At 71.6% G+C, this 19,825-nt stretch carries 19 protein-coding genes and 1 pseudogene; 7 read left to right on the top strand and 13 right to left on the bottom strand.

Annotated elements, in window-relative coordinates; all coding sequences use genetic code 11:
- Positions 1-24 precede the first annotated feature (24 nt).
- The 5 genes from ABD345_RS32300 to ABD345_RS32320 are packed head-to-tail and all read right to left on the bottom strand — an operon-like array spanning position 25 to position 5,392.
- Positions 25-756 carry a class I SAM-dependent methyltransferase gene (locus ABD345_RS32300; protein WP_344557372.1) on the bottom strand — a complete coding sequence of 244 codons (732 nt, stop codon included), beginning with the start codon at positions 754-756 and terminating at the stop codon, positions 25-27.
- Entirely contained in the window at positions 753-3,158 is a 2,406-nt protein-coding gene (locus ABD345_RS32305) for an amino acid--tRNA ligase-related protein (RefSeq protein WP_344557374.1), read from the bottom strand. The genes ABD345_RS32300 and ABD345_RS32305 overlap by 4 nt, the downstream gene beginning before the upstream one ends.
- Positions 3,151-3,693 carry a dCTP deaminase gene (gene dcd / locus ABD345_RS32310; protein WP_344557376.1) on the bottom strand — a complete coding sequence of 181 codons (543 nt, stop codon included), beginning with the start codon at positions 3,691-3,693 and terminating at the stop codon, positions 3,151-3,153. Before dcd ends, ABD345_RS32305 begins: the two co-directional genes overlap by 8 nt.
- Entirely contained in the window at positions 3,690-4,181 is a 492-nt protein-coding gene (locus ABD345_RS32315; protein ID WP_344557378.1) for a dCTP deaminase, read from the bottom strand. The genes dcd and ABD345_RS32315 overlap by 4 nt, the downstream gene beginning before the upstream one ends.
- The gene (locus ABD345_RS32320) at positions 4,178-5,392 is read right to left on the bottom strand and encodes a cytochrome P450 (RefSeq protein WP_344557382.1); all 1,215 of its coding nucleotides are present in this window, start codon (positions 5,390-5,392) and stop codon (positions 4,178-4,180) included. Before ABD345_RS32320 ends, ABD345_RS32315 begins: the two co-directional genes overlap by 4 nt.
- Positions 5,393-5,658: 266 nt before the next feature.
- Between ABD345_RS32320 and ABD345_RS32325 the strand changes: the two genes are divergently transcribed.
- The 3 genes from ABD345_RS32325 (at position 5,659) to ABD345_RS32335 (ending at position 7,185) form a co-directional block, all read left to right on the top strand.
- Positions 5,659-6,516, top strand: coding sequence for a helix-turn-helix domain-containing protein (locus tag ABD345_RS32325; RefSeq protein ID WP_344557384.1), 858 nt, complete (start codon positions 5,659-5,661; stop codon positions 6,514-6,516).
- On the top strand, positions 6,513-6,794 hold the full coding sequence (locus tag ABD345_RS32330; RefSeq protein ID WP_344557385.1) for a DUF397 domain-containing protein: 282 nt from the start codon (positions 6,513-6,515) through the stop codon (positions 6,792-6,794). The genes ABD345_RS32325 and ABD345_RS32330 overlap by 4 nt, the downstream gene beginning before the upstream one ends.
- A gap of 268 nt (positions 6,795-7,062) precedes the next feature.
- A complete protein-coding gene (locus ABD345_RS32335; RefSeq protein ID WP_344557386.1) occupies positions 7,063-7,185 on the top strand; it encodes a hypothetical protein in 123 nt (40 codons plus the stop codon).
- Here ABD345_RS32335 and ABD345_RS32340 read toward each other — a convergent pair.
- The 5 genes and pseudogenes from ABD345_RS32340 to ABD345_RS32360 all read right to left on the bottom strand — a co-directional run bounded on the left by ABD345_RS32340 (position 7,173) and on the right by ABD345_RS32360 (position 11,014).
- Positions 7,173-8,013, bottom strand: a pseudogene (locus ABD345_RS32340) (hypothetical protein). The gene ABD345_RS32335 and the pseudogene ABD345_RS32340 sit on opposite strands and share 13 nt — an antisense overlap.
- Positions 8,010-8,843: a hypothetical protein gene (locus ABD345_RS32345; protein WP_344557387.1), complete on the bottom strand. Its 834-nt coding sequence runs from the start codon at positions 8,841-8,843 to the stop codon at positions 8,010-8,012. The pseudogene ABD345_RS32340 and the gene ABD345_RS32345 overlap by 4 nt, the downstream one beginning before the upstream one ends.
- The gene (locus tag ABD345_RS32350; RefSeq protein WP_344557388.1) at positions 8,824-9,669 is read right to left on the bottom strand and encodes an aldo/keto reductase; all 846 of its coding nucleotides are present in this window, start codon (positions 9,667-9,669) and stop codon (positions 8,824-8,826) included. Before ABD345_RS32350 ends, ABD345_RS32345 begins: the two co-directional genes overlap by 20 nt.
- Positions 9,666-10,856 carry a cupin domain-containing protein gene (locus ABD345_RS32355; protein WP_344557389.1) on the bottom strand — a complete coding sequence of 397 codons (1,191 nt, stop codon included), beginning with the start codon at positions 10,854-10,856 and terminating at the stop codon, positions 9,666-9,668. Before ABD345_RS32355 ends, ABD345_RS32350 begins: the two co-directional genes overlap by 4 nt.
- Before the next feature lie 14 nt (positions 10,857-10,870).
- Positions 10,871-11,014, bottom strand: coding sequence for a hypothetical protein (locus ABD345_RS32360; RefSeq protein ID WP_344557390.1), 144 nt, complete (start codon positions 11,012-11,014; stop codon positions 10,871-10,873).
- 154 nt (positions 11,015-11,168) lie between these two features.
- On the opposite strand from ABD345_RS32360, the gene ABD345_RS32365 reads away from it, so the two are divergent.
- Together ABD345_RS32365 and ABD345_RS32370 are read left to right on the top strand one after the other, a co-directional pair.
- Entirely contained in the window at positions 11,169-12,587 is a 1,419-nt protein-coding gene (locus tag ABD345_RS32365; RefSeq protein ID WP_344557439.1) for an NsdA family TPR-like regulatory protein, read from the top strand.
- Positions 12,588-12,627: 40 nt separating this feature from the next.
- Complete coding sequence (locus ABD345_RS32370) at positions 12,628-13,311, top strand: RibD family protein (protein ID WP_344557391.1); 684 nt, start codon at positions 12,628-12,630, stop codon at positions 13,309-13,311.
- A gap of 88 nt (positions 13,312-13,399) precedes the next feature.
- On the opposite strand, the gene ABD345_RS32375 is transcribed toward ABD345_RS32370, so the two are convergent.
- Together ABD345_RS32375 and ABD345_RS32380 are read right to left on the bottom strand one after the other, a co-directional pair.
- The gene (locus ABD345_RS32375) at positions 13,400-14,125 is read right to left on the bottom strand and encodes a 5-formyltetrahydrofolate cyclo-ligase (RefSeq protein WP_344557392.1); all 726 of its coding nucleotides are present in this window, start codon (positions 14,123-14,125) and stop codon (positions 13,400-13,402) included.
- Between the two features lie 16 nt (positions 14,126-14,141).
- A complete protein-coding gene (locus ABD345_RS32380) occupies positions 14,142-15,278 on the bottom strand; it encodes an NsdA family TPR-like regulatory protein (protein WP_344557394.1) in 1,137 nt (378 codons plus the stop codon).
- 201 nt (positions 15,279-15,479) lie between these two features.
- Between ABD345_RS32380 and ABD345_RS32385 the strand changes: the two genes are divergently transcribed.
- The gene (locus tag ABD345_RS32385) at positions 15,480-17,288 is read left to right on the top strand and encodes a S9 family peptidase (protein WP_344557396.1); all 1,809 of its coding nucleotides are present in this window, start codon (positions 15,480-15,482) and stop codon (positions 17,286-17,288) included.
- On the opposite strand, the gene ABD345_RS32390 is transcribed toward ABD345_RS32385, so the two are convergent.
- The gene (locus ABD345_RS32390) at positions 17,239-18,510 is read right to left on the bottom strand and encodes a helix-turn-helix transcriptional regulator (RefSeq protein ID WP_344557398.1); all 1,272 of its coding nucleotides are present in this window, start codon (positions 18,508-18,510) and stop codon (positions 17,239-17,241) included. The genes ABD345_RS32385 and ABD345_RS32390 overlap by 50 nt on opposite strands.
- 281 nt (positions 18,511-18,791) lie before the next feature.
- Here ABD345_RS32390 and ABD345_RS32395 point away from each other — a divergent pair, with 281 nt between their 5' ends.
- Positions 18,792-19,817 (top strand): hypothetical protein, encoded by a 1,026-nt coding sequence (locus ABD345_RS32395; protein ID WP_344557400.1) that lies wholly within the window; start codon positions 18,792-18,794, stop codon positions 19,815-19,817.
- The last annotated feature ends 8 nt before the right edge of the window (positions 19,818-19,825 follow it).

Consider the following 19,825-nt stretch of genomic DNA (forward strand, 5'->3'; position numbering starts at 1 on the left):
CCCCGCGTCATCACGCTCACCAACCTAGCCCCTCGCACAGCCAGGACCTGGGGAATTACGTGACCACGGCCCTTGAGGAATTACGTGACCGTCCACAGCGTCGGCGCTCTCGGGGGTGAGGGTGTGGTCGGCCTGGTGGAGGACGTCGAGGTTGGCGAAGAGGGCGAGGGCCTGGTCGCGGTTCTCCATGGGGCTGGTGATGCCGAAGACGTCGCGGCGGACGGCGGCGGCGTGGTCGGGCAGCGCTTCGGGGGCCCAGAAGGGGGAGGCGAGGATGTAGCCGTCGGGGGCGAGGAGGTTGAGCAGGCGGCGGGCCATGGCGGGCGGGTCGGGGAAGAAGCCGAGGGCGGCGCCGACGGCGATGTGGGTGAAGGCGTGGTCGGAGGTGTAGGTGGTGCCGTCGGCCTGGTGGTAGGTGAGGTTCAGGGCCGGGTCGAGGAGCTGGTGGTTGTAGCGGGCGAGGGCGACGGAGTCGGCGCTGAGGTCGAAGCCGGTGGCGGTGCAGCCGGTGAGGCGGGCGAGTTCGCGGCTGGTGAAGCCGGTGGTGCAGGCGACGTCGAGGAGGTGGTGGTGCCGGTCGAGGCGGGAGTGCAAGGCCCAGGTGCTGAGGGTGGCGTGGGCGCCGGGCATGACGTTGGTCTGGTTGACCATGGCGACGAAGTCGGGGTAGCTGGCGGCCCAGACCTCCTCGGCGGTGCGGGGGATCGTGGGCAGGGGCCAGCGGGTGACGGCGGGCGCGGCGGCGGTGGCGGTCATGGGGTCCTCTCGGTGGCGCGGTGCGGGGCTCGGCGCTGGACGGGCAGGTGGACGGGGTGGAGGCCGGCGAGGCGGGTGACGCTCATGCCGAAGCCGACGCACGGGGGCAGGCCGCTGTCGTACAGGTCGACGACCTGCTGGTAGCTGCGGTGGGCGAGGTGGCGGTCCGCGGCGAACTGGGCGGTGAAGGCGTCGGCGAGGCGGTGGGGGGCGCGCTCGTTGGCGGCGATCTCGGCGAGTTCGAGGCCGTCGGCGTAGAGCCAGACCCGTCGGGCCTGGCGGCCGGTGCCGGCGATGAGGGGCGAGGCGGGGCCGGGGATGTCGGTGATCGCGGTGAAGCCGCGCAGGTGCTGGCGGACGCTGTGGCGCCACAGGCGGCGGGCGAGGAGGTCCGGGTCGTCGGTGCGCGCGGCGGTGAAGGGGATGCGTTCGGCGGCGAGCGCGCGGACGGCGGCCCCGTCGGAGGGGTGGATGCCGGTGATGGCGGCGAAGGCGTGGTCGAAGGTGTGGTGGACCAGCGGGGCGGTGAAGGCGGTGGTGTTGGTGACGAGGTCGGCAAGGTAGGCGGTGGCCTGCGGCAGGGTGAGGTCGGCCGCGTACGCCTCCAGCATCACGAACTCGACCGCGGGTCGGCCTCGCTGGCCCTCGTTGCGGAAGCTCGGGCCGATCTCGTAGCAGCGGGTGGTCCCGGCGGCGATGGTGGCGAGCAGGTCGATTTCGCTGGTGACGCGCAGGTACTGGTGCTGTCCGGCGGCGTGGGCCCAGGTGGTGAACGGCCGGGCGGCGCCGCCGAAGTAGCCGCTGGTGAGCGTGGGGGTGATCGTCTCCTGGAACCCGCTCGCGGCGAGGTGTGCGCGCAGGGGGTCCAGCACGGGGGTCAGGACTGCGGAGGGCGGCGGCGGTGCGGGTGTGCCGTTCTCGTGCAGGTCGAGGTGCTCGACGAAGAGGGTGGGTTGGCCGGTTCGGCTGGTGGAGCAGGTGCCGCGGGCGGCGACCAGGTCGCCGGTGCGCAGCCCGGCCGCGTCGGCGGGGTTGAGGGCGAGCTGAGCGGTGCGGCCGTCCCAGACGAGGTCGGCGAACGCGCTCTTGCGGTGGGCGCGGACGGCGGTGACGCGCCCGGCGAGCAGGAGTTGTCGGCCAGGGGTCGGCCAGGTCGCCCAGTCGGCCAGCGGCAGCGGGGCGGTGCCGCGCGGACGGGCGGTGGTGGAGCTGCGGGGCGGTGGGGCGAGCGGGTCGTTGGGGCCGGTGAGGGTGAGCAGTAGGTGGACGGGGTCGTCGGTGCGCGGGTCGAGGAGCCAGGCGGTGCGCCGAAGCAGGTCGCGGTGCTGCTCGCCTCGGGTGCCGGGTAGCAGCCGCAGCAGGTGCAGGACGGCGGCGGTGCGCAGGGCGGAGAGCCGGCAGGGGATGGTGGCGCTGAGGGCCTGGGCGGCGGCGGCCAGGCGGGCGGGGTCGGCCGGTCCGTGCGGCCAGGGCGGCCGTCCGGGTTCGGCGGCGGCGGCGAGCGCGTGGTGGAGGACGTCGAGTTCGCGCGGCCCGCGGGCGCCGGGGGCGCTGTGGAGGGGGACGGCCTCGTGGGGGCCGTGGTCGAGGAGGCGGGCGATGCCGGCCAGCAGGTGATCGGCGCCTTCGGCGGGGTGCGCGGTGAACAGGACGGCGGCGGCGCTGAGCAGTTCGGTGGGAGCGTCCCACCGGGTGGGGGTGCCGCTGGCATGGGTGCGGGCGACGGCCGCGGCGAGCGCGGCGGTGCCGCTGCGCACGGTGTCCGCGCTGCTCGTATCGGCGAGCCACCAGGTGACGGGCGGGGCGTCGGGGTGGAGCGGGGCGACGAACTTCTGTGCTTCGGCGGTCTGCTGGGCCAGCTCGGCGTCGTAGGGGGTGCCGGCCGCCTGGTGGGCGGCGCGGATGCGCTCGCGGACGGCGGGGGCGATCACCGTGCCCTTGGGGGTGGCGTGCCGGTCGAAGGAGTGGACGGGCTGTAGGAGGAGGAAGGTGGTGCTGGACCCGCGGGTGGAGCGCGGGGAGGTGGCCGGGTAGCAGGGGGCGAAGACGATCAGGAACCAGCGGACTCCGGCCAGTTGGAGCCACCAGCCGTCGGTGCCGGCCCCGGCGAGGGCGGCGGCCGGGTCGGCGCCGGTTGCGGCCAGCAGGCCGGTGACGGCCTGGCGGACCGTGGTGGCCAGGGCCTCGATCGTGGAGCCCAGGCTCGGGTCGGTGAGCTGGAGGAGGAGTCCGTCGACTTCCTCGGCCTCGATCCGGCGCGCGAGGTCGGCGACCGCGGCCCCGGCAGTGTGGCCGGCGTCGTACGGTCGGGGGCCGGTGTATGCCGGGACGGTCTCGATGCGGGCGCGGGCGGCGAACAGGCACGCCGAGGCGCTCTGGATGGTGCGGAAGCCGTCAGCCACGGGCGCCGACCGCCCATGCGTCGAGGTGGCTGCGCGAGGGCAGCGGGCCGTCCCCGCCCTGGTACTTGCCGTCGTACAGGTCGGCGATCTCGCCGTACGTGGTCCAGAAGGTCACCTGGGCCAGCGGCATGCCCGGCATGAGCACCACGGGCAAGGTGGCGTAGAGCTGCAGGGTGGAGTGCCCGAAGAAGCCGAGGTCGATCAGGTCGGCGGTGACGTGCGCGAAGGCTCCGCAGCGGGCGAAGCCGCTCTTGGCGTGTATGAGCGGCACGAAGGTGTCGCTGCCGAGCTGCTCGGCGGTCTCGCCCAAAACGAACTCCCCGGGCTCCATCGGGTAGCCGGTGGTGGGGATCTCGAAGTACTCGACCTCCGGCTCGTGCAGGGGGTCGAGGACCTGGCCGGGGCGGTACCTCGCCAGGCGACGGCCCAGGGTCAGGTCGTAGCTGTTGGTGGTGCAGCGGCCCGGGTCGAAGGGCGTGATCCGGATGTGGTCGGCGGCGACTTCCTGCGCGATCTGGTCTCCGGTGAGGATCACGGCGTCACTCCGTTCTGCGGTTCGCAGGCGTGGTTGAAGCGGGCGTAGGTGGCCGGGCTCGGGACGAGGCGTCCGGTGTTGCGCCAGAAGCTGACCTGGCCGGCCACCATGCCGGGGCGCAGACGGGTGGGCAGGGCGGCGAGGATCTCCAGCGTCCAGCGGTGGCAGGAGGTGGTGTGGCCGAGGTCGGCGCTGAGCTGGAGGAACAGGCCGCGCCGTCCGTTGCTGCTGCAGCCGATCAGCCGCATCGCGAACTGCCGGCTGCCGATGACCTCCTCGGTGTGCCCGAGGTACATCCGGTGCGGTTCCAGGACGAAGCCGTCGTCCGGCAGGTCGATGTCCCTCCAGCTGCCGTTCTCGAAGACCTTGAGTCCGCGGCCGAGGTGGTAGTTGATCGAGTTGGGGTTGACGCTGGCCGCGTCGTACGGGGAGAAGGTGATCTCGCCCGAGTCGACGGCGTGCCGGATCGCGTCGCCGGTCAGGATCACCGGGTGCCCCTCCCCTCGACGGTGACGGGCAGGACGGTGGCGGTGCGGATCACCTGCGAGGGCTTCCACTGGGTTCCGTCTGCCACTCGGAGGCGGACACCGCGGCGTGCGACGGCGCGCAGTACGGCGGCGGCTTCCATGCGGGCCAGCGCGGCGCCGAAGCAGGCGTGCGGGCCGTGCCCGAAGCCGACGTGCCGATTGGGCCGCCGGTCGAGCCGGAACGCCTCCGGTTCCTCGAACACCTCGGGGTCGCGGTTCGCCGATGCTTGCAGGAGGATCAACCGCCTTCCCGCCGGTACCGGGACGCCGAAGACCTCGCAGTCCGCCGCCGCGGTACGGGCGGTGATCTGGGCGGGGCCGTCCAGACGCAGCACCTCCTCGACGAACGCGCTGGCGGCTTCGGCGGAACCAGCCACCAGCGCTGTCAGATCAGGGTGTTGCGCGAAGGCGCGCAGAATGCCGCCGATCAGCCCCGTCGTCGTCTCGTGGCCCCCGACGAGCAGGGTGATCAGGTTGGCGACGGCCTCCTCGCGGCTGAGGCGCTGGCCGTGTTCCTCGGCTTCCACCAGCGCCGACACGATGTCGTCGGCACGCTCGGCGCGGCGCTGCTCGACACGCTCGGAGAAGTACGCCCACAGGCGGGTCCACCCGTCGGCAAGCCGCAGCTCCTGCTCCTCGGTGAGCGCCGGCTCGGTGAGCAGGAGGACGTCGTCGACCCACTGCACCAGGAGGTCGCGGTCGTCTCGGGGGACGCCCAGCAGCACGCAGATCGTGCCCACTGGCAGGGGCTCGGCGATCTCCCGCGCCGCGTCCCCGCCACCGGCCGCGACGAAGCGCGACACCAGTTCCTCGGCCTCCGCTTCGAGGCGCGGCGCGAGGGCAGCGATGCGGCGCGGCGTGAACGCCTTCGCCAACAGCCCCCGCAGCCGGGGATGCTGCGGGGCGTCCGAGTACAGCACCCACGACTTCACGGGCTCCAACACGGTGCGCAGGCCCGGGTCGATCTCCTGGAGCATCCCCATGGCGGTCGGCGCGCACAGGAAGTTCGGATCCCGCAGCAGATGGCGCACCTCCCGGAACCGGGGGAACACGAGCCTGCCGCTGCCCAGATCGGGACAGTCGACGACCCGCGGCCCGCCGGCCAGCGCGGAGAGCGCGGGTACCCGCTGGGGCCCCTCTCGCAGCGCGGTTAAGACGGTGTTCTCGTCCATGGGCTTCCTCCCCTCTGCCGGGAGCGCGCAGGACGACATGCATGCGCCATCAACCCGGCTGTGGTGCAACGGAGTTCGATCGGTCGATGAGCGGCACTCGGCCAACTGGGCAGTGCACGCTCCCACTTCGGACCGTCAGTCGATGATGACGCTACGTCAGGCGAACGGCAAGGGGGTCGAAAAGGAAACCCTGTCCTTTTCGGGAAACGGGCATATGCGGGTCTGGGACCAACCGCTAACCTGTCTCAGAAAGGGGAGGTGTACAGGTGGCCGTCGAGCCGACACCGCGGCGACGCCGACTCGGCACCGAGGTCCGGCATGCCCGGCACCGTCTCGAATGGAGCCTGGACGAGGCCGCCGCCAACCTCGGCTACAACAGCGCTTCCACCGTCTCGAAGATCGAGAACGGCACCCAAGGCATCAAGCCGCAGCAGCTCCCGCACTTCTTCGACGTCCTCGGGATCACCGACCCGAAGGTCCAGGACTTCTGGCGCGAGCTCGTACGCAACGCGCGCAATCCCAACTGGCACCAGGAGTACCCCGGGATCGCGGACGACCCCCTCGGTGACTACCTCGTCAACCTCGAACTCGCCGATGGGCTCTTCATCTGGTCACCGGTGGGAGTCCACGGCCTGCTGCAATGCGACGACTACGAGCTGGAGGTGATCCTCGCCGGCCGACCGTCGAAGGGCGAGGACGACGTCCAGCGGTTCATCACGGTGCGCCAGAACTGCCGGCATACCGCCTTCACCCGCAAGACGCCCCTGCCGATCTGGGCCGTCCTGACCGAAGCCCAGCTGCGCCAGGAGGTCGGCGGCCGGGCCACGGCCCGCGCTCAGGCCCTCCACCTGATCGAACTCGTCCGCGCCCACCCGAACATAGTGATCCAGGTCATCCCGCTGTCCCACGGCGCACACGCCGGATTCGACGGCCCCTTCATGGCCTGGACCTTCCCCACCGGCCACCACTCCGTCACGATCGAAGGGATGAGGGCCGCTCTCCACCTCACCGACCCCGCCACCGTCGCGGACTACCGCACCATCAGCGACCACCTCAAGACGGACGCGCTGCCGCCGAAGGAATCGCTGGAACTCCTCGCTCAAATCGCCAAGGACCTCACGTGAACCACCCTCCCGCCGACAGCATCATCACCGCCGACGAGAAGAACCAGCTCGACCCGGCCTGGGTTGCACAGCAACTGGAACAAGCGAAGTGGTTCAGCAACAGCACCGGCGGATCCAACTGCGTGGAGGTCGCGTTCCTCGACAACGGCCTTGTCGCCACCCGGGACTCACTCAACACACACAACCCCCCACAGCTCTACTCCGACGACGAATGGATCGCCTTCATCGACGGCGCGAAGAACGGCCGGTTCGACCGCAAGACAGCAACCACCCCGTAGCACCACGGTGGACCCGCCGAAGGGTGGCCCGTCGGCAAGGTGCAGCCAAGCCCTATCCGCACCCGCGACCTCGACGTCCGGAAGGAGCCCGCTCCACGTCAGCAGAGGCCCGCGAAACGGCGTAAATTGAGTGGCCGTCAGCATGCAACCGATGCCGCCGATAACAGCAGCGATTCCCATATCTTCCTGGCCAGGGAGAGGACCGGGACGGCTGCGGCCAGGCGGCGTTTCGGCCGCCTTCGAACTTCTGGTAGTCGGGTCGGTCGCCGTGGGCACTGATCGGCCCGACCATCTGCGCGAGCTGGTCGACGCCACCGGGCTCGCAGTCGACTACGACCTCGTTGGGTGGTACGGGGAGTTGTTCGTCGAGCGGGCCGCTCAGGCCCGCTGAAGGTCGCGGATCAGCTCCCGTGCTTCGGCGCGGGCGAGCTCGACCCGGGGATCGGCTGGGTGGGCGTGGGGTCCGGCGATCTTCGCCAGCATGAACAGCCGCATCACCTTGCCGTCCCGGCTCTCCAGGTCAGCCCGGCGCTCGCGCCGGACGCGGGCGGCAAGTGCCGGGACCGCCAGGGACGCGGCCAGCAGCGACGCCGAGTCGAGGCCCCGCGGCGCCATTCCCCAGTCCTCCCAGTCGAACAGGCAGAACTCAATGGTGACGTTCGCCCAGTTCAGGTCTGCGTGCGCCGCCCGCCACGAGGTCACACCCGTGTTCGCCGCCGTCGGAAACGCGGCCCGGATCACCTCGTCGACGTGTGCCTGAGTGATCAGTTCGGTGTCTGGCGTCGCCACCCGGGTCGTGGGTTGTGCCGCGAGCGCGTCGAGCGAAGTGTTCAGCGCGGCCCACCGGCGGGGACGGCAGGAGGGAGGTCTCGTCAGCCCTCCAGAGGGCCCCGCAGCCCGATTCCAGCCACGTGACTGCCCCGGCCCAGCGTGGCATCGCTACACCGGTCAGCACGGCCGCGGCCTCGGTGCCGGCCCAGCCTTGCTCGACGGCTCGGCTCCACGGACGGCGCTCGACCCGCACCCAGGTCGACCGGCTGCTCCGGGCCCCGACTGTCCGGAGCTTGCGCACGACTGTGCCCCGGCCGAGGATCGTGCCGAGCCGCTGCTCTACCAGCTCCAGGACGTGATCGACGGGTTCCCGCCGAAGGTCCACCGACCCGCCGTCCGCAGGGGCAGCCCCCGTACTGTGTGGGGCTCGGTGCCGCTGTGCTCTCATCCGGCCAGGAACGGTGGAGAGAGATTGGTCAGCTCCTGGGCCCGTTGGGCGAGGGGAGCGGCCAGATGGGGATACCAGCCGCGTTCGACGGCTTGGAGCATCTCGGCGAGGGCGACCAGTTCTCCGACACGACCGGTCGGGGTGTCGAGGATCTCGGCGAACTCGTCGCGGACGCGCGCTGCGACGGTGGGGACGTGAAGGCTGTTGGCCCACAGCATCGCGGGGTCGTAGCCGACTGGCACGGAGCCCCAGCGTTCCCAGTCCAGGAGGTTCAGGGGGGTGGCGGTCAGGTTCGCCCACTGGAGGTCGCCGTGGCCGGTGATCCACTCAATGGAGGTCGGAGCCGGGGTGCCCAAGTACTTGGGGAGGTTCTCTTCGATCCACTGCTGCCGCGGTGTGGTCCTGGCGGCGGAGGCGGTGGCGAGGTCGGCCAGCGCGGCTCTCAGGGCACCCCACCAGTGGTCGTCCAGCAGGGGCTCGTGCTGCAGGTCGGGGGTGGGGGAGATAGCGGGGCCGACGAGGTCGAACACGTCGCCCTGGTAGAACCATTCGCCGTCGATCCAGTCCACGGTCCGGTGGATCCGGGGGCGGGGGACGGAGTCGGGGAGGAGTTGTTCGGCGCCGAGGGGGCCCTGGCCGGTCGGCCGGGGCGCCCGTGTGCGGCTGCTGCGGGAGACACGCAGCCAGAAGTCGTCGGCATGGCGGCCGACTGTGGTGCCGGAGGTGCCGTACACGGGCGGCGCGGAGCACACGAGGCCGAGGAACGCGGCCGCCCTGGCGTGTGCCGCTACCAGGGCGGTCCGCGTCTCGTCAGTCGGCTGAAAGGACATCAAGTACCGTTCTGAGTCGGCCGATCGGAATCGGCTTGGTGAGCGCTTCCCGAGCATCCTCCCAGCGCTGGAGCGTGCGGGCGGGGGTGAGGACGACGTCCAGCGCCGGGCACGCCCCGACGACCTGGAACGCCGCCGCAGACGGTGCCGCCCCCGGCTGGATGAGGTTCACCAGTTCGGGTGTCATCAGCTCCATCAGCTCGCCACCGTGCAGGGGCGCGGAGCCGAACGTGGTGAGCCCCGCGTCGTGTGCCTCGACGAAGGGACCGCCCCCGTCGAGCGCCCGGGCAAGAGCGTCGTACATGACGATGCTGACCGGCATCTGCACGGCACCGAGGTGGTGGTCGGCGGATCCGGCGGCTTCGCGGGCCAGCGCGGTCAACTCGGCGACCGTGAACGCTCCCGAGGTGAAGCCGTTCCAGGTGGCGACCCCATAGCGGCCGATGCGGCCGGCGTGGGCGAACTCCTCCAGGACGGCGAACGCCTCGCGGATGCCGTGCTGCAGTTGCTGCCGGTCGTGGCCGTGGTGTTCGGGGTTGTGGACGAACACCAGGTCTGCGCGGCCGAGGACGGAGAGCGACTCCTCGGTCTGGGCCCGGACGTCCCCCGGGGCGAGGCTGTGGCGCCCGCCGGGGTGGAACCCGGTCTTCGTCGCCACCTTCGCGGCGGGGTGCTCGGCGAGGACCGGGGCGAGGGCTTGGTGCACGCTGCCGTGGCCGTAGTTGGGCGCGGTGTCGATCCACTGCCCTCCGGCCGCCAGAGCGGTGCGCGCCGCGTGGCCGGCGTCGCGCACCCGGTAGGTTCCCAGGCCGAGTTCGGCGCTCACCGGCCGGTCCCCACGACGGCGAGGGCCCGGCCGTGGACGAGGTGGGTCAGCAGAGCGGCCACGTCCTTCTCCCCCAGCCCTGCGGTGTCGGCGAGTTCGCCGACGGTTGCGGCCCTGCCGGTCAGCAGGACCCGCAGCAGCGGTTCCGCACGGGCGTTGAAGTCCCATTCGGTGCCGGCCGCAGACAGCGTGAGCGTCGCGCCGTCCGGGTTGGCGGAGAGTTCGGCCCGCGGCGCGGTGAGCCGCACGGCGATCTCCCGGTCCGCGGGCAGGGCGTCCACGTAGGGCAGCGAGGGGGCCGGTCGGCCGTGGTGGGTGGTGCCGGTCGAACGCGCCCAGTGCCGGATCAGGTCGGGATCGGAGAACTTGGCTAGGACCGCCTCCCGCAGCAGTTCCAGGTAGGCGGCCTGGTCTTCGGGCGTGGCGTGGACGGGGATGTCCGTCCGCACGGCGGAGTTGTGGTGCAGTTCGTCCGTCAGCCAGCCGAGGAGGGTCGCGCCGGTCTGCGCGACGAGCCCGAAGGTGAGGTGCAGCGACGCGCTGCCCTGGTCGGCGGTGACGCTGTGCCACCAGCCTCTGGGCAGGTAGAGGATGTCGCCGGGGTGCAGGACGAAGTCCGCGACCGGTTCGCCCTCGGGATCCGGCGGGGAGTCCACGTCGCGGAAGGTCGGGAACGGCCTGGTCGGCTCCCAGAGCCGCCAGCGCTTCGCCCCGTACTGCTGGAGCACGACCACGTCGTGGTCGTCCCAGTGCCGGCCGAAGCCCTCCTGCTCGGTCCAGGAGGCGTAGGCGTTGGTCTGCACTGGCGTGCCGAGGAAGCGTTCCAACTCTTCGGCGGCGGCGCGGACCAGCGGGTGGATCTCGTCGATCGCGTCCAGCACCAGGGAGGCGCCCTCGGCGAGAGCGGCGTGGAGCCGGGCGGTGTCCGGCCGGTTCCACGTCACCCCGCGCCGGTTGGTGGTCGGGGCCGAGTACCGGTCGACGGGGACGGTCTGCCCGTCCTGCGACAGCCTCAGTCGGGGCGGCTCCAGCCGGTGGGTGGCCAGGACGGCGTTCAGGTCGTCCCAGGACAGCAGGGGACCGGATTCGGTCCCCTGCGCGGAGGACAGGGCATAGGAGCGGTGAAGCGCCTGGGCGAGGAACTGGTCCCCGCCCAGGCGCACCGCCCACGAAGCGGACTCAGGCATCGTGGGCGTTCCGATCAGGTGTCGTTCTGGTCGGAACGGCCGCCGGTGTTGTCGGACGGCACCTCCGCCCGGGACCGCGCGGCCCGGATGTCGCGGACGGCGACCACCAGGCCGCCCTCCTCGGCGGTCGGCGGGTTGTGCGGTTCGGTGATCGGCATGCGGTCAGCCTCCCGTTCCTGTCGTCTGCCGGACTTTCCGGCGAACACCAGAGAACCGCTGCGCGTCGCATCCGAACAGAGCAGAATTGGTGCACCGATGGGGCATCCGTGTTGCAAACCAGGCGCTGAGCAGCCGACTTCACGGTTGGAACTGGTGCACGGGGCGAGGGGGCGGGTGATTCAGGTGCGGCGCGACCGGTTGATCGAGCTTCGTGTGAGCGCCGGGTTCTCGCAGGAGACGCTCGCCGAGGCAATGAACGTCGACCGGTCGACGGTCGGCCGGTGGGAGCGGGGCAGAGCCACCCCCCAGCCCTGGCAGGTACCGAAGCTGGCCGACTTGCTGAAGACGACCTCGGATGCCCTCGGTCCTGTTCTGCATCCAGCCCCTCCCGGCACACCGGACACCGGAGAGCACCAAGCCCTCACGGGCGCACGGAGGCCCGAAACCCGGCCCACCGGAGACGGTCCGCCACAGCCGGCCACGCCCGCAGCAGCGGAAATGGCGACGACGGCCCTCATCGACGGAGGCGTCCGAGTGGGCTGCCGGACGGCCGACGGACAGATCGTCTTCGTGACCATGCCGCGCCAGCTCCTGCCGCACAGCGTGTCGACCACGGCCAATCCCACGTCCTTGCCCGGCCTGCCCCAGCCCGGTGTCCAGGCCCTGCCTTCCCTGCTGTCCCATGGTCTCCACCCGGTCGAGGGCATGCGGGCGTTGCGCAGGTCGTTGGTGGAGTGCGACAACGTCCTCGGCCCGCGGGGCGTCATCGCCACCGCTCAGGAGCATGTCCAGGTGATCCAGCACCTGCGCAGGGAGGCCACCGGCGACGACCGGCGGGCCCTGCTCCAGTTGCTCGCCGAGTACGCGGAATTCTGCGCCTGGCTCCACCAGGACGGCGGTGACCACCGCGCCGCCCAGCACTGGGCCGCTCTCGCGACGGACTGGGCGGCAGCCAGCGGAGACCACGACCTGACCGCGTACATCACGGCCCGGAAGGCGCAGTTGGCCGGCGACATGAAGGAATCGGCCGACGCCGTCGACCTCGCCGACTACGCCCAGCGCCTGACCCGCCCAGGTAGTCGGTTGAGCGCGATGGCCGCGGTCTACGGTGCTCACGGATACGCGCTTCTGGGCGACGAACGAAGCGCCCAACACGCCCTCGACCAGGCGCTCGCGCTGATCACGGACCCTTCCGAGGCGCCGATCGGCCGCGGCCGGTGGCTCGACGCCACGTACGTGGAGGCCCAGCGTGCCCGGGCGCTGGCAGTGCTCGGACGCCACCACGAGGCGGTGTCCGGGTTCGAGCAGGCGATCGAGTCGCTGCCGGTCAACTTCCGCCGGGACCGCGGCGTCTACCTCGCCCGCGCCGCCATCTCCCAACTCGTCGCCTATGGACCGGAACCGGCGGCCGAAACGGCCGAGGCTGCGCTGTCCATTGCCGTCAGCACCGGCTCCGCCCGGATCCTCACCGAGCTGGCCACCCTCGACGGGATGCTGCAGCGCTGCCAGAGCGTCCCCGAGGTCCGGCACTTCCGTGAGGTTCTCGACAGCCACCTCCTGCATGAAGTCTGATCACCACACACGTCCGCTACCACCGAGAGAACGGATCGCGATGGCCACCCGCCCCCACGTCCTGCTCAGCGTTGCCACCTCTATCGACGGCCACATCGACGACGCCTCGCCCGAACGGCTCCTGCTGTCGAACGCGGCCGACTTCGACCGCGTCGACCAGGTCCGCGCGGACAGCGACGCGATCCTCATCGGCGGCAACACCCTGCGCAGCGACAACCCCAGGCTTCTGGTGAACAGCGAGGAGCGCCGCGCCGCCCGCGTCGCCGCCGGCAAGCCCGCGTACCCGCTGAAGGTGACGATCAGCGCCAGCGGCGACCTGTCCCGCGACCTGAAGTTCTGGCACCACGGCGACAAGAAGGTCGTCTACACGACCGACTCCGCCGCCGCCAAGCTCCGCGAGGAACTCGACGGCCTGGCCGACGTCGTCAGCACCGGCGCCACCGTCGACTTCGGCGCCCTGCTCGACGACCTCGGCACCCGCGGTGTCCAGCGCCTCATGGTCGAGGGCGGCGGCCGGATCCACACCCAGTTCCTCTCCCAGGGCCTGGCCGACGAGATCCACCTCGCCATCGCCCCGCTGGTCGTCGGCGACGCCGACGCGCCCCGCTTCCTCCACCCCGCGACCTACCCCGGCGGCAGCACCCGCCGGATGCGCCTGCTCGGCGCGGAGACGATCGACGACGTCGTCCTCCTGCGCTACGCCGCCAAGGAGGAGTCCGCCTGAACACGTCGGGCCGGTGGCCGGCAGCCGATGCTGCCGGCCACCGGCCCGACGACTCCGACCGCCTCAGCGCTGGCCGGCCTCGTGATCCTCAGCCCTGACGGGCCCTGCGCCGCGCGAGGGCCGGGATCGCCGCGATCTTCTCCCCAGGCAGGGTCTCCCAGTGGATCCGGGCGGGCACGCGCGGCCCGGGACAGGTGATCACCTCGTCGGGGGTCACGATCAGGTCGACCCTGACATCGTGGGCCTCCGTCGGCACCTCGTCCACCACTTGGAGCTGGTGCACAGTGGTGACGATGACCGTCTTCTCGCTGATCAACCCCGCCTCGGTGAGGAGCGCGACTTCCAGGTCCGAGTAACCGGCGCCCTTGCCGATCCGGGCACCGGTCCGGTCGACGGCGACAGTGCCCAGAACAATCACGTCGACAGGGGCTAGCGCGTCAACGTCTACGGCGGTGGTGAGATTCCGGACCTGATGGCGGTTCGCAGCCACCGCCGGAGGCACCGTCAGCTTCGCGGGGTCCAGCACGTAGAACGGCGCCTGCTCCGCCAACCGGGGAACCGCCATGTAGAGCAGCTTCCCCTGGTCCAGGGCGAGGGCGCGCACAGGCTCCTGCGCGGTGTCCGGCACGGCCTTGACTACCCCGGCCGAGCGCCACACCGGAAGCTCGGAGAGGCGGCGGGCCGCCGCCTCCGCACCCCGGAAGTCGGGGATCCGGTCGTGCGCGGTGTCGTCCTTCACCGCGGAAGCGGCGTCCAGCGCCGACCAGACCCGCTCGCGCAGCTCGCTCTTGCCGCTCTCCCGAGTAGGGGACACGCATCGTCTCCTTCGATCACGGGGCCGCCATCAACGACAGCAGCCTGTCCTGGAGGTCCAGCACGGGGACTTCCTGCCGCCAGGGTCTCAGCTCCCGGGCGGCGGCGAACACCAGGTTCATTCCCCCTCCGCCGCGGGTCTGTTCGAGTTCGTCCACGGCCTGGTCCAGGACCGCGAGCGCGCCGTCAATCTGCTGCTGCCGGATGAAGGCGAGCGCGAGGTTGCCCAGCACGATCGCCCTCGACTTCCGGCTGTGCCCCAGGATCCCGGCCACCGTTTCCAGCTCGTCCTGCGCACGCCGGAGCTGCCCCAGTTCCAGGTAGCACGAGCCGGCGAGTCGACCAACCTGGTCCGGCGAGACCAATCCGTTGACGGAACCGGTGTCGATGCGGCCCAACTGGTCCTGCGCCAGGCCGATACTCCGCTCGCACGCGGTCCGGTCGCCCAGCATCGCGTGGGCCTCGCCGACATGGAGCAGCGCCAGACTCGCCAGGGCCGGACTGACCGGTACCGCCCGCCGCACTGCAGCCTCGGCCAGCGCCAGCCCGGTCGTCGCATCCCGGGTCCCGTACAAGTCGATGTAGCTCGACCGGAGAAAGGCATGGCTCTCCAACTCGGGGTCCCGCACACGTCGGGCGAGCGCCGCGGCCTGCGAGTAGTACCGCCGAGCACCGGCGTGATCACGCCTCTGGGAGGCGTCCCAGACCAGCTTCCCGAGCAGCGTTGCCGCCTCCGCCTGCAGCGCCAGCACCGCTTGCTGCTCCTTCCCGCCTCGGAGCTGGCGGCCCAGCCGGTCAAGCCGGGCGAAGTACTGGCTGGCGTCGGCGAGCAGGCTCGATGAGGGGACTCGGTCGTAGCGGCGCTCCAGGTCCAGCAACACCATCCGCAACTCGCCAGGGGGGAGGTCGACAACTCCGCTGGGGTTGATCACCGGTTCCGAAGCGCCTGACTGCCTTTCGAGAGCTTCTTGGACCTCGATGGGAGTGCGGTTGATCAACTCAGCGAGCAGCGGGACCTGCCACGGCCGCGGGCTGTTGCTGCCGGCTTCCCAGCGATGCACGGTTGACCGGTCGACCCCCAGGGCCTCGGCCAGCTTGTCCTGGGTAAACCCTGCTGTCTGGCGCCACTGGGCCAGCAACCCGACCCGTCTCATCACTCACTCCCAAGCCCTGTGTTACAGAGAGGCCACAACGCACAGCCAAGTACCACCCGCACGGTTGCCGCAAGCTCCGACAAATCTGCCCTGTTGCATCGGTGTTGGCTGCTGGATCCGTAATTCCTGCCCAGAGCACCTCTGCGGCTGCAGGTAGCCTACGAGCTGCCAGTTGGTTGGCGCTGAAGGGATCAGGACGGCATGACCGAACACGACGGGTTGTCCGCTGGATGGGTGGCCCGGACGACCGTCGCTCTCGATGAACTGCGCGCGACTGGAGGCTGGTTGTGGTGGCTGCAGTCGGACCCGGTGCACGGCGGTGTGCGGCGGGTGGTGCGCGCGGGCGAATCCGGGGCGGCGGAGTTCGTCACCCCGCCCGAGTATCCGGTCGGCGGGAGTCTGCATGCCTACGGTGGCGGGGCGTTCGCGGTGGCCGTCGGCAGCGTGTGGTTCACGGGCGCGGACGGCTCGCTGCTGCGGCAGTCCGGCGGAGGCGGTGTCGAGCTGGTTGCGGGGGCGGCCGGGTGGCAGTACGGAGATCTCACCGCGGGTCCGGGCGGGTTGCTCGCGGTCCGCGGCAGTGATGCCGCCGACGAGATCGTTTCGGTCTCGGAGGACGGCGGTGTCGAGGTTCTGGTCCGGTCGGAGGGGTTCCTTGGGCACCCCGGGGTGATCGGAGACCGTCTGTGCTTCACCGAATGGGACCGGGATCGGATGCCGTGGGACGCTTGCCGGGTCCTGGTCGCCGACCTCGCGGAGCGCACCGGCGCCCCCACGGCCGTGGCGGGCGGGCCCTGTGAGTCGGCTCTCCAGCCGGTGTGGGGGCCGGACGGCCTGCTCTACTTCCTCTCCGACCGGACGGGCTGGTGGAACCTCTACCGCCGCTTGGCGGACGGCACGATCGAGCCCGTCGCCCCGATAGACGCCGACTGCGCGCCCGCCCCGTGGGAGGGCGGTTACCGTTCCTACGGGTTCACCGACCGCGGCGGGGTCGTGCTGGCGGCGACCGATGGCATCACTACCGAGCTGCTGCTGGTCGACCGCGGGGGTCGGCGGGTCCGCGTGGGCGCCAACCTCAGCTCCGTGAAGCCGTACTGCGCGGTCCTCGGCGGCTCCGTGGCCGTGATCGGGTCGACTCCGACCAGCGCGCCGTCCGTTCGGCTGGCCCGTCTCGAAGAGGGCTCCGAGGCTGTGCTCCACCCGGCGCTCGCCCGCTTCACCGGGAGCGGAAGCGGGAGCTGGCGGCCGGTCCGGCCGGAGGTCCTGGCGGTGCCGGCCAACGGTACCGAAGTGCGCTTCCTCCTGCACCTGCCGACGACCGGTCTGCCCGTGCCGCTTCTCGTGCGGGCGCACCCCGGGCCGACCGACGGGGTTCCGCTGCGGCTGGACTGGACGACGCAGTTCTGGGTGAGCCGCGGTTGCGCGGTCGCGGAGCCCCTCTACCGGGGTAGCACCGGACAGGGCCGGGACTTCCGCAGGCAACTGGACGGGCGGTGGGGCGAGTTCGACGTGGACGACTGCGCGGCTGTCGCCGAGCACCTCGTCGAGCGGGGAGTCGCCCGGGCCGGAGCCGTTTTCATCAGCGGCGCCAGCGCCGGCGGCTACACCGCGCTCAACGCCGCTTGCCGGAAGGGGCCGTTCACCGCCGCCACCGCGATCTCGCCGATCATCGATCCCGGCCGCTGGCAGTACTCCGTCCCGGCATGGCAGCGCCCCCACGCGGCGGCGCTGCGCGGCCCCGCCGGAGCTGTGCGGGCCGAGCAGGTGACTTGTCCGGTGCTGGTGGTCCACGGGTCGAACGACACGATCACCTCCGCCGGCGACGCGATGGCCCTCGCCGAGGCGCTCGACGGTCTCGGCACGGGACGGGGACTGCTGATCGAGGGAGGCGACCACTACCTGTCGGATCCCCGGGACCTCGAAGCCGCGCTCCGCGCCGAACTCGCCTTCTACCGCGAGGTCATGTCCCGGGCCGCCGGGGAAACGCCCCGGGCAGCACCGCCCGGGTGAACTCGTGCAGGTCGCGCACCGGGGCGTAGCCCATGTGGGGCGAGGTGGCTTCCAGCACGGTGGTGACGCGCTCGACGCAGCGGCCGGAGCCGGTGCGCGCCGTGTACTCGACGGCCTGCCTGCCGACCGCGCACGCCTGGTCCAGGTCGCCCGAGACGACCCAGGTCGAGGCGAGGAGCGCGGCGTCGATCGCCCGGCGGCGGACCCGGTCGTCGCCGACGCCGTTGAGGGCGTCGGCCAGCTGGGTGCGGGCGGCCGGTGGGCGGCCGAGGTCGTGGAGGCAGTGCGCGGCCTCGTCCGCGAGGTAGGCGGGGGTGAAGTAGCCGATCCACGCGGGATCGTCTCCGCGAACGGCTCCCAGCAGGCTCTCGGCCTCCAGGATCATCGCCGTGGCTTCGCTCTCCTGCCCGAGCCGGGCATGGGCGCGGGCGACCACCGCCGCGACGGCCGCCCTCGTCGCCGGGCTCGCGGCGCGGCCGGCCGCTCGCGCCGATGAGGCCCATTGCAGGGCGAGTTCAGGCCGGCCGCTGTGAAGGGCCAGGTGGCCCAGGTTCACGGCGGTCAGGTAGGCGCTGTAGGCACGGTCGCCGGTGGACCCGGCCAGGTGCAGCGCCCGCTGGTAGTAGTCCTGTGCGCGGGCGGGCTGTCCGCTGTCGACGGCCTGGTACCCGGCCAGTTCGCAGAACTCCGCTGTCAAAGCGGAGCGCTTGCTGGCGACTTCGGGGGAAGACGCCGGGCGTCGGAGGAGGGCGCCGAGTTCGCGGTCGAGATAGTCGGCGACCTGCTGGGCGTTGCGGGCTCCGTAGGTGTGGTCGAGCTGCCGGAACATCGCGAGCATCCGCTCGACCATGCTCAGGTCCTCCTCGACGACCCACAACGTGTGTCCGGACGGCTTGTCGCCGAGCCCTCCCAGTGCGGTCCAGTCCATGACCAGGATGTCCAGGCGCTCCCAGCCCGGAGAGTCCGGTGAAAGGGAACCGGGCGCTCGGGGCCCGCCCTGTTCGTCGCCCTCGGCCGCAGGCTGCCCGACCACCTCGGCGACTTCCCGCTTTCCGCGTCCGAGGGCCTCGGCAAGCAGGGGGATCTGCCACGGGCGCGGCGTGCTTCGGTCGCTCTCCCAGCGGTACACGGTCGAGCGCTCGATGCCCAGCTTCGCGGCCAGGCCCTCCTGGGTGAGGCCCGCGGCCTCCCGCCACGCCGCGAGGCGAGCGCGTCCGGTCATCACCCGCTCCAGGAATTTGTTGGCGGAAAAAGTCTCCAGCTCACGGGCCAGTCTGCCGCACAGATGCATCACGATGCATCAAAAATGCACTGTTCCAAGGCTCTTGCAAGGTGTTCCGTATGCCTCACCCGCTGCTTCGGCCTCGCTGGGCCGCCGCACGCGGGTCACTCCGAGGCGGGGCCGCGGGTCTCTCCTGTCACTGGGAGTGGGGCCGACCGTGCACTGTCGGCGGTCCCGAAATCCACGAATGTCATGGCTGGGACAAGAAAGAGGTTGGGGTGATGGAGACGCTCACGCCCGATCGTGCCCGGAGTCGGTCCGAGGCCGAGGCGGTGGCCCGGTCGGGGGACTGGCCGATCTACCACCCTGCCGGGCTCGACGTCCAGCTCCGAAGGGCCGTGGACGACTTGTCGGCCGGCCGCTGGCTGTCGACGGGGCGGCTGCTGGCCGCTACGCGGGAGCCGGGTCTGTGGATGTCGCGGACGCAGGTGCTGGCGCTTGTCGCGGCCCGCTCGGCGGTGCTCGACGACTGGGCGCGGGAGGAGCCGAGTGCTCCGGGGCTTGGGCTTCTGCGCACGCGAGTGCTGGTCGAGCGTGCGCTGTCCGCGGCCCGGCAGGGCCGGCCGGAGGCGTGGCGTATGGAAGGAGAAGCGCGGCAGGCGTGCTGGGAGGCTTCCTCCGCCGACCCGTCGGATCCGGTCCCGTGGGTGTGCCTGCTCGCCTTGGCCGTGGTGGACCGCGGCCAGCTGCGTCCCGAGCACCGGGTGCGGCCGACCGATCCGCTGCTGCCGGGTGGGCCGTGGGGGCTGCTCGACGAGGCGCTGCGCCGTGATCCCGGCAACCGCGAGGCGCACCACCGGATGTACCGGTACTGGCAGGAGTTGAACCGGCATGCGGTGGCCGGCGACTTCGTGCATGCCGTGATGCCGTCGGTGGCCGGGGGGTCGCCGCTGGCGGCGCTACCGCTGTACCTGTCGGTCGACCAGTACCGCAGTCTGCGGGGTCAGGACGGGCTGGTGCGCCGCCAGTGGATGAGGGAGCCGCACTACCCCCGTATCCAGTTCGCCTACGAGAGCTGGAAGTCGTCCGAGGCCGGGGGGTGGCCGGTCGCGGACCTGAGCCATCTCGCCCACGCGCTGTGGGCGTCGGTGCAGATGCGTGCAGCAGCCGAGGTGTTCACCGCCCTGGACCGGTTCGCGTCGAGGGCGCCCTGGAACCAGGTCGCCGACTCCCCGGCGCAGGGCGAGGCGCTCCTCGTTGCCGCACGGCAGCAGGCGTTCGCCGGCCGCGCCATGCCGCTGGCCTGACCAGCGCC

The sequence above is a fragment of the Kitasatospora saccharophila genome, from assembly GCF_039529925.1.
Classification (GTDB): Bacteria; Actinomycetota; Actinomycetes; order Streptomycetales; family Streptomycetaceae; genus Kitasatospora; species Kitasatospora saccharophila.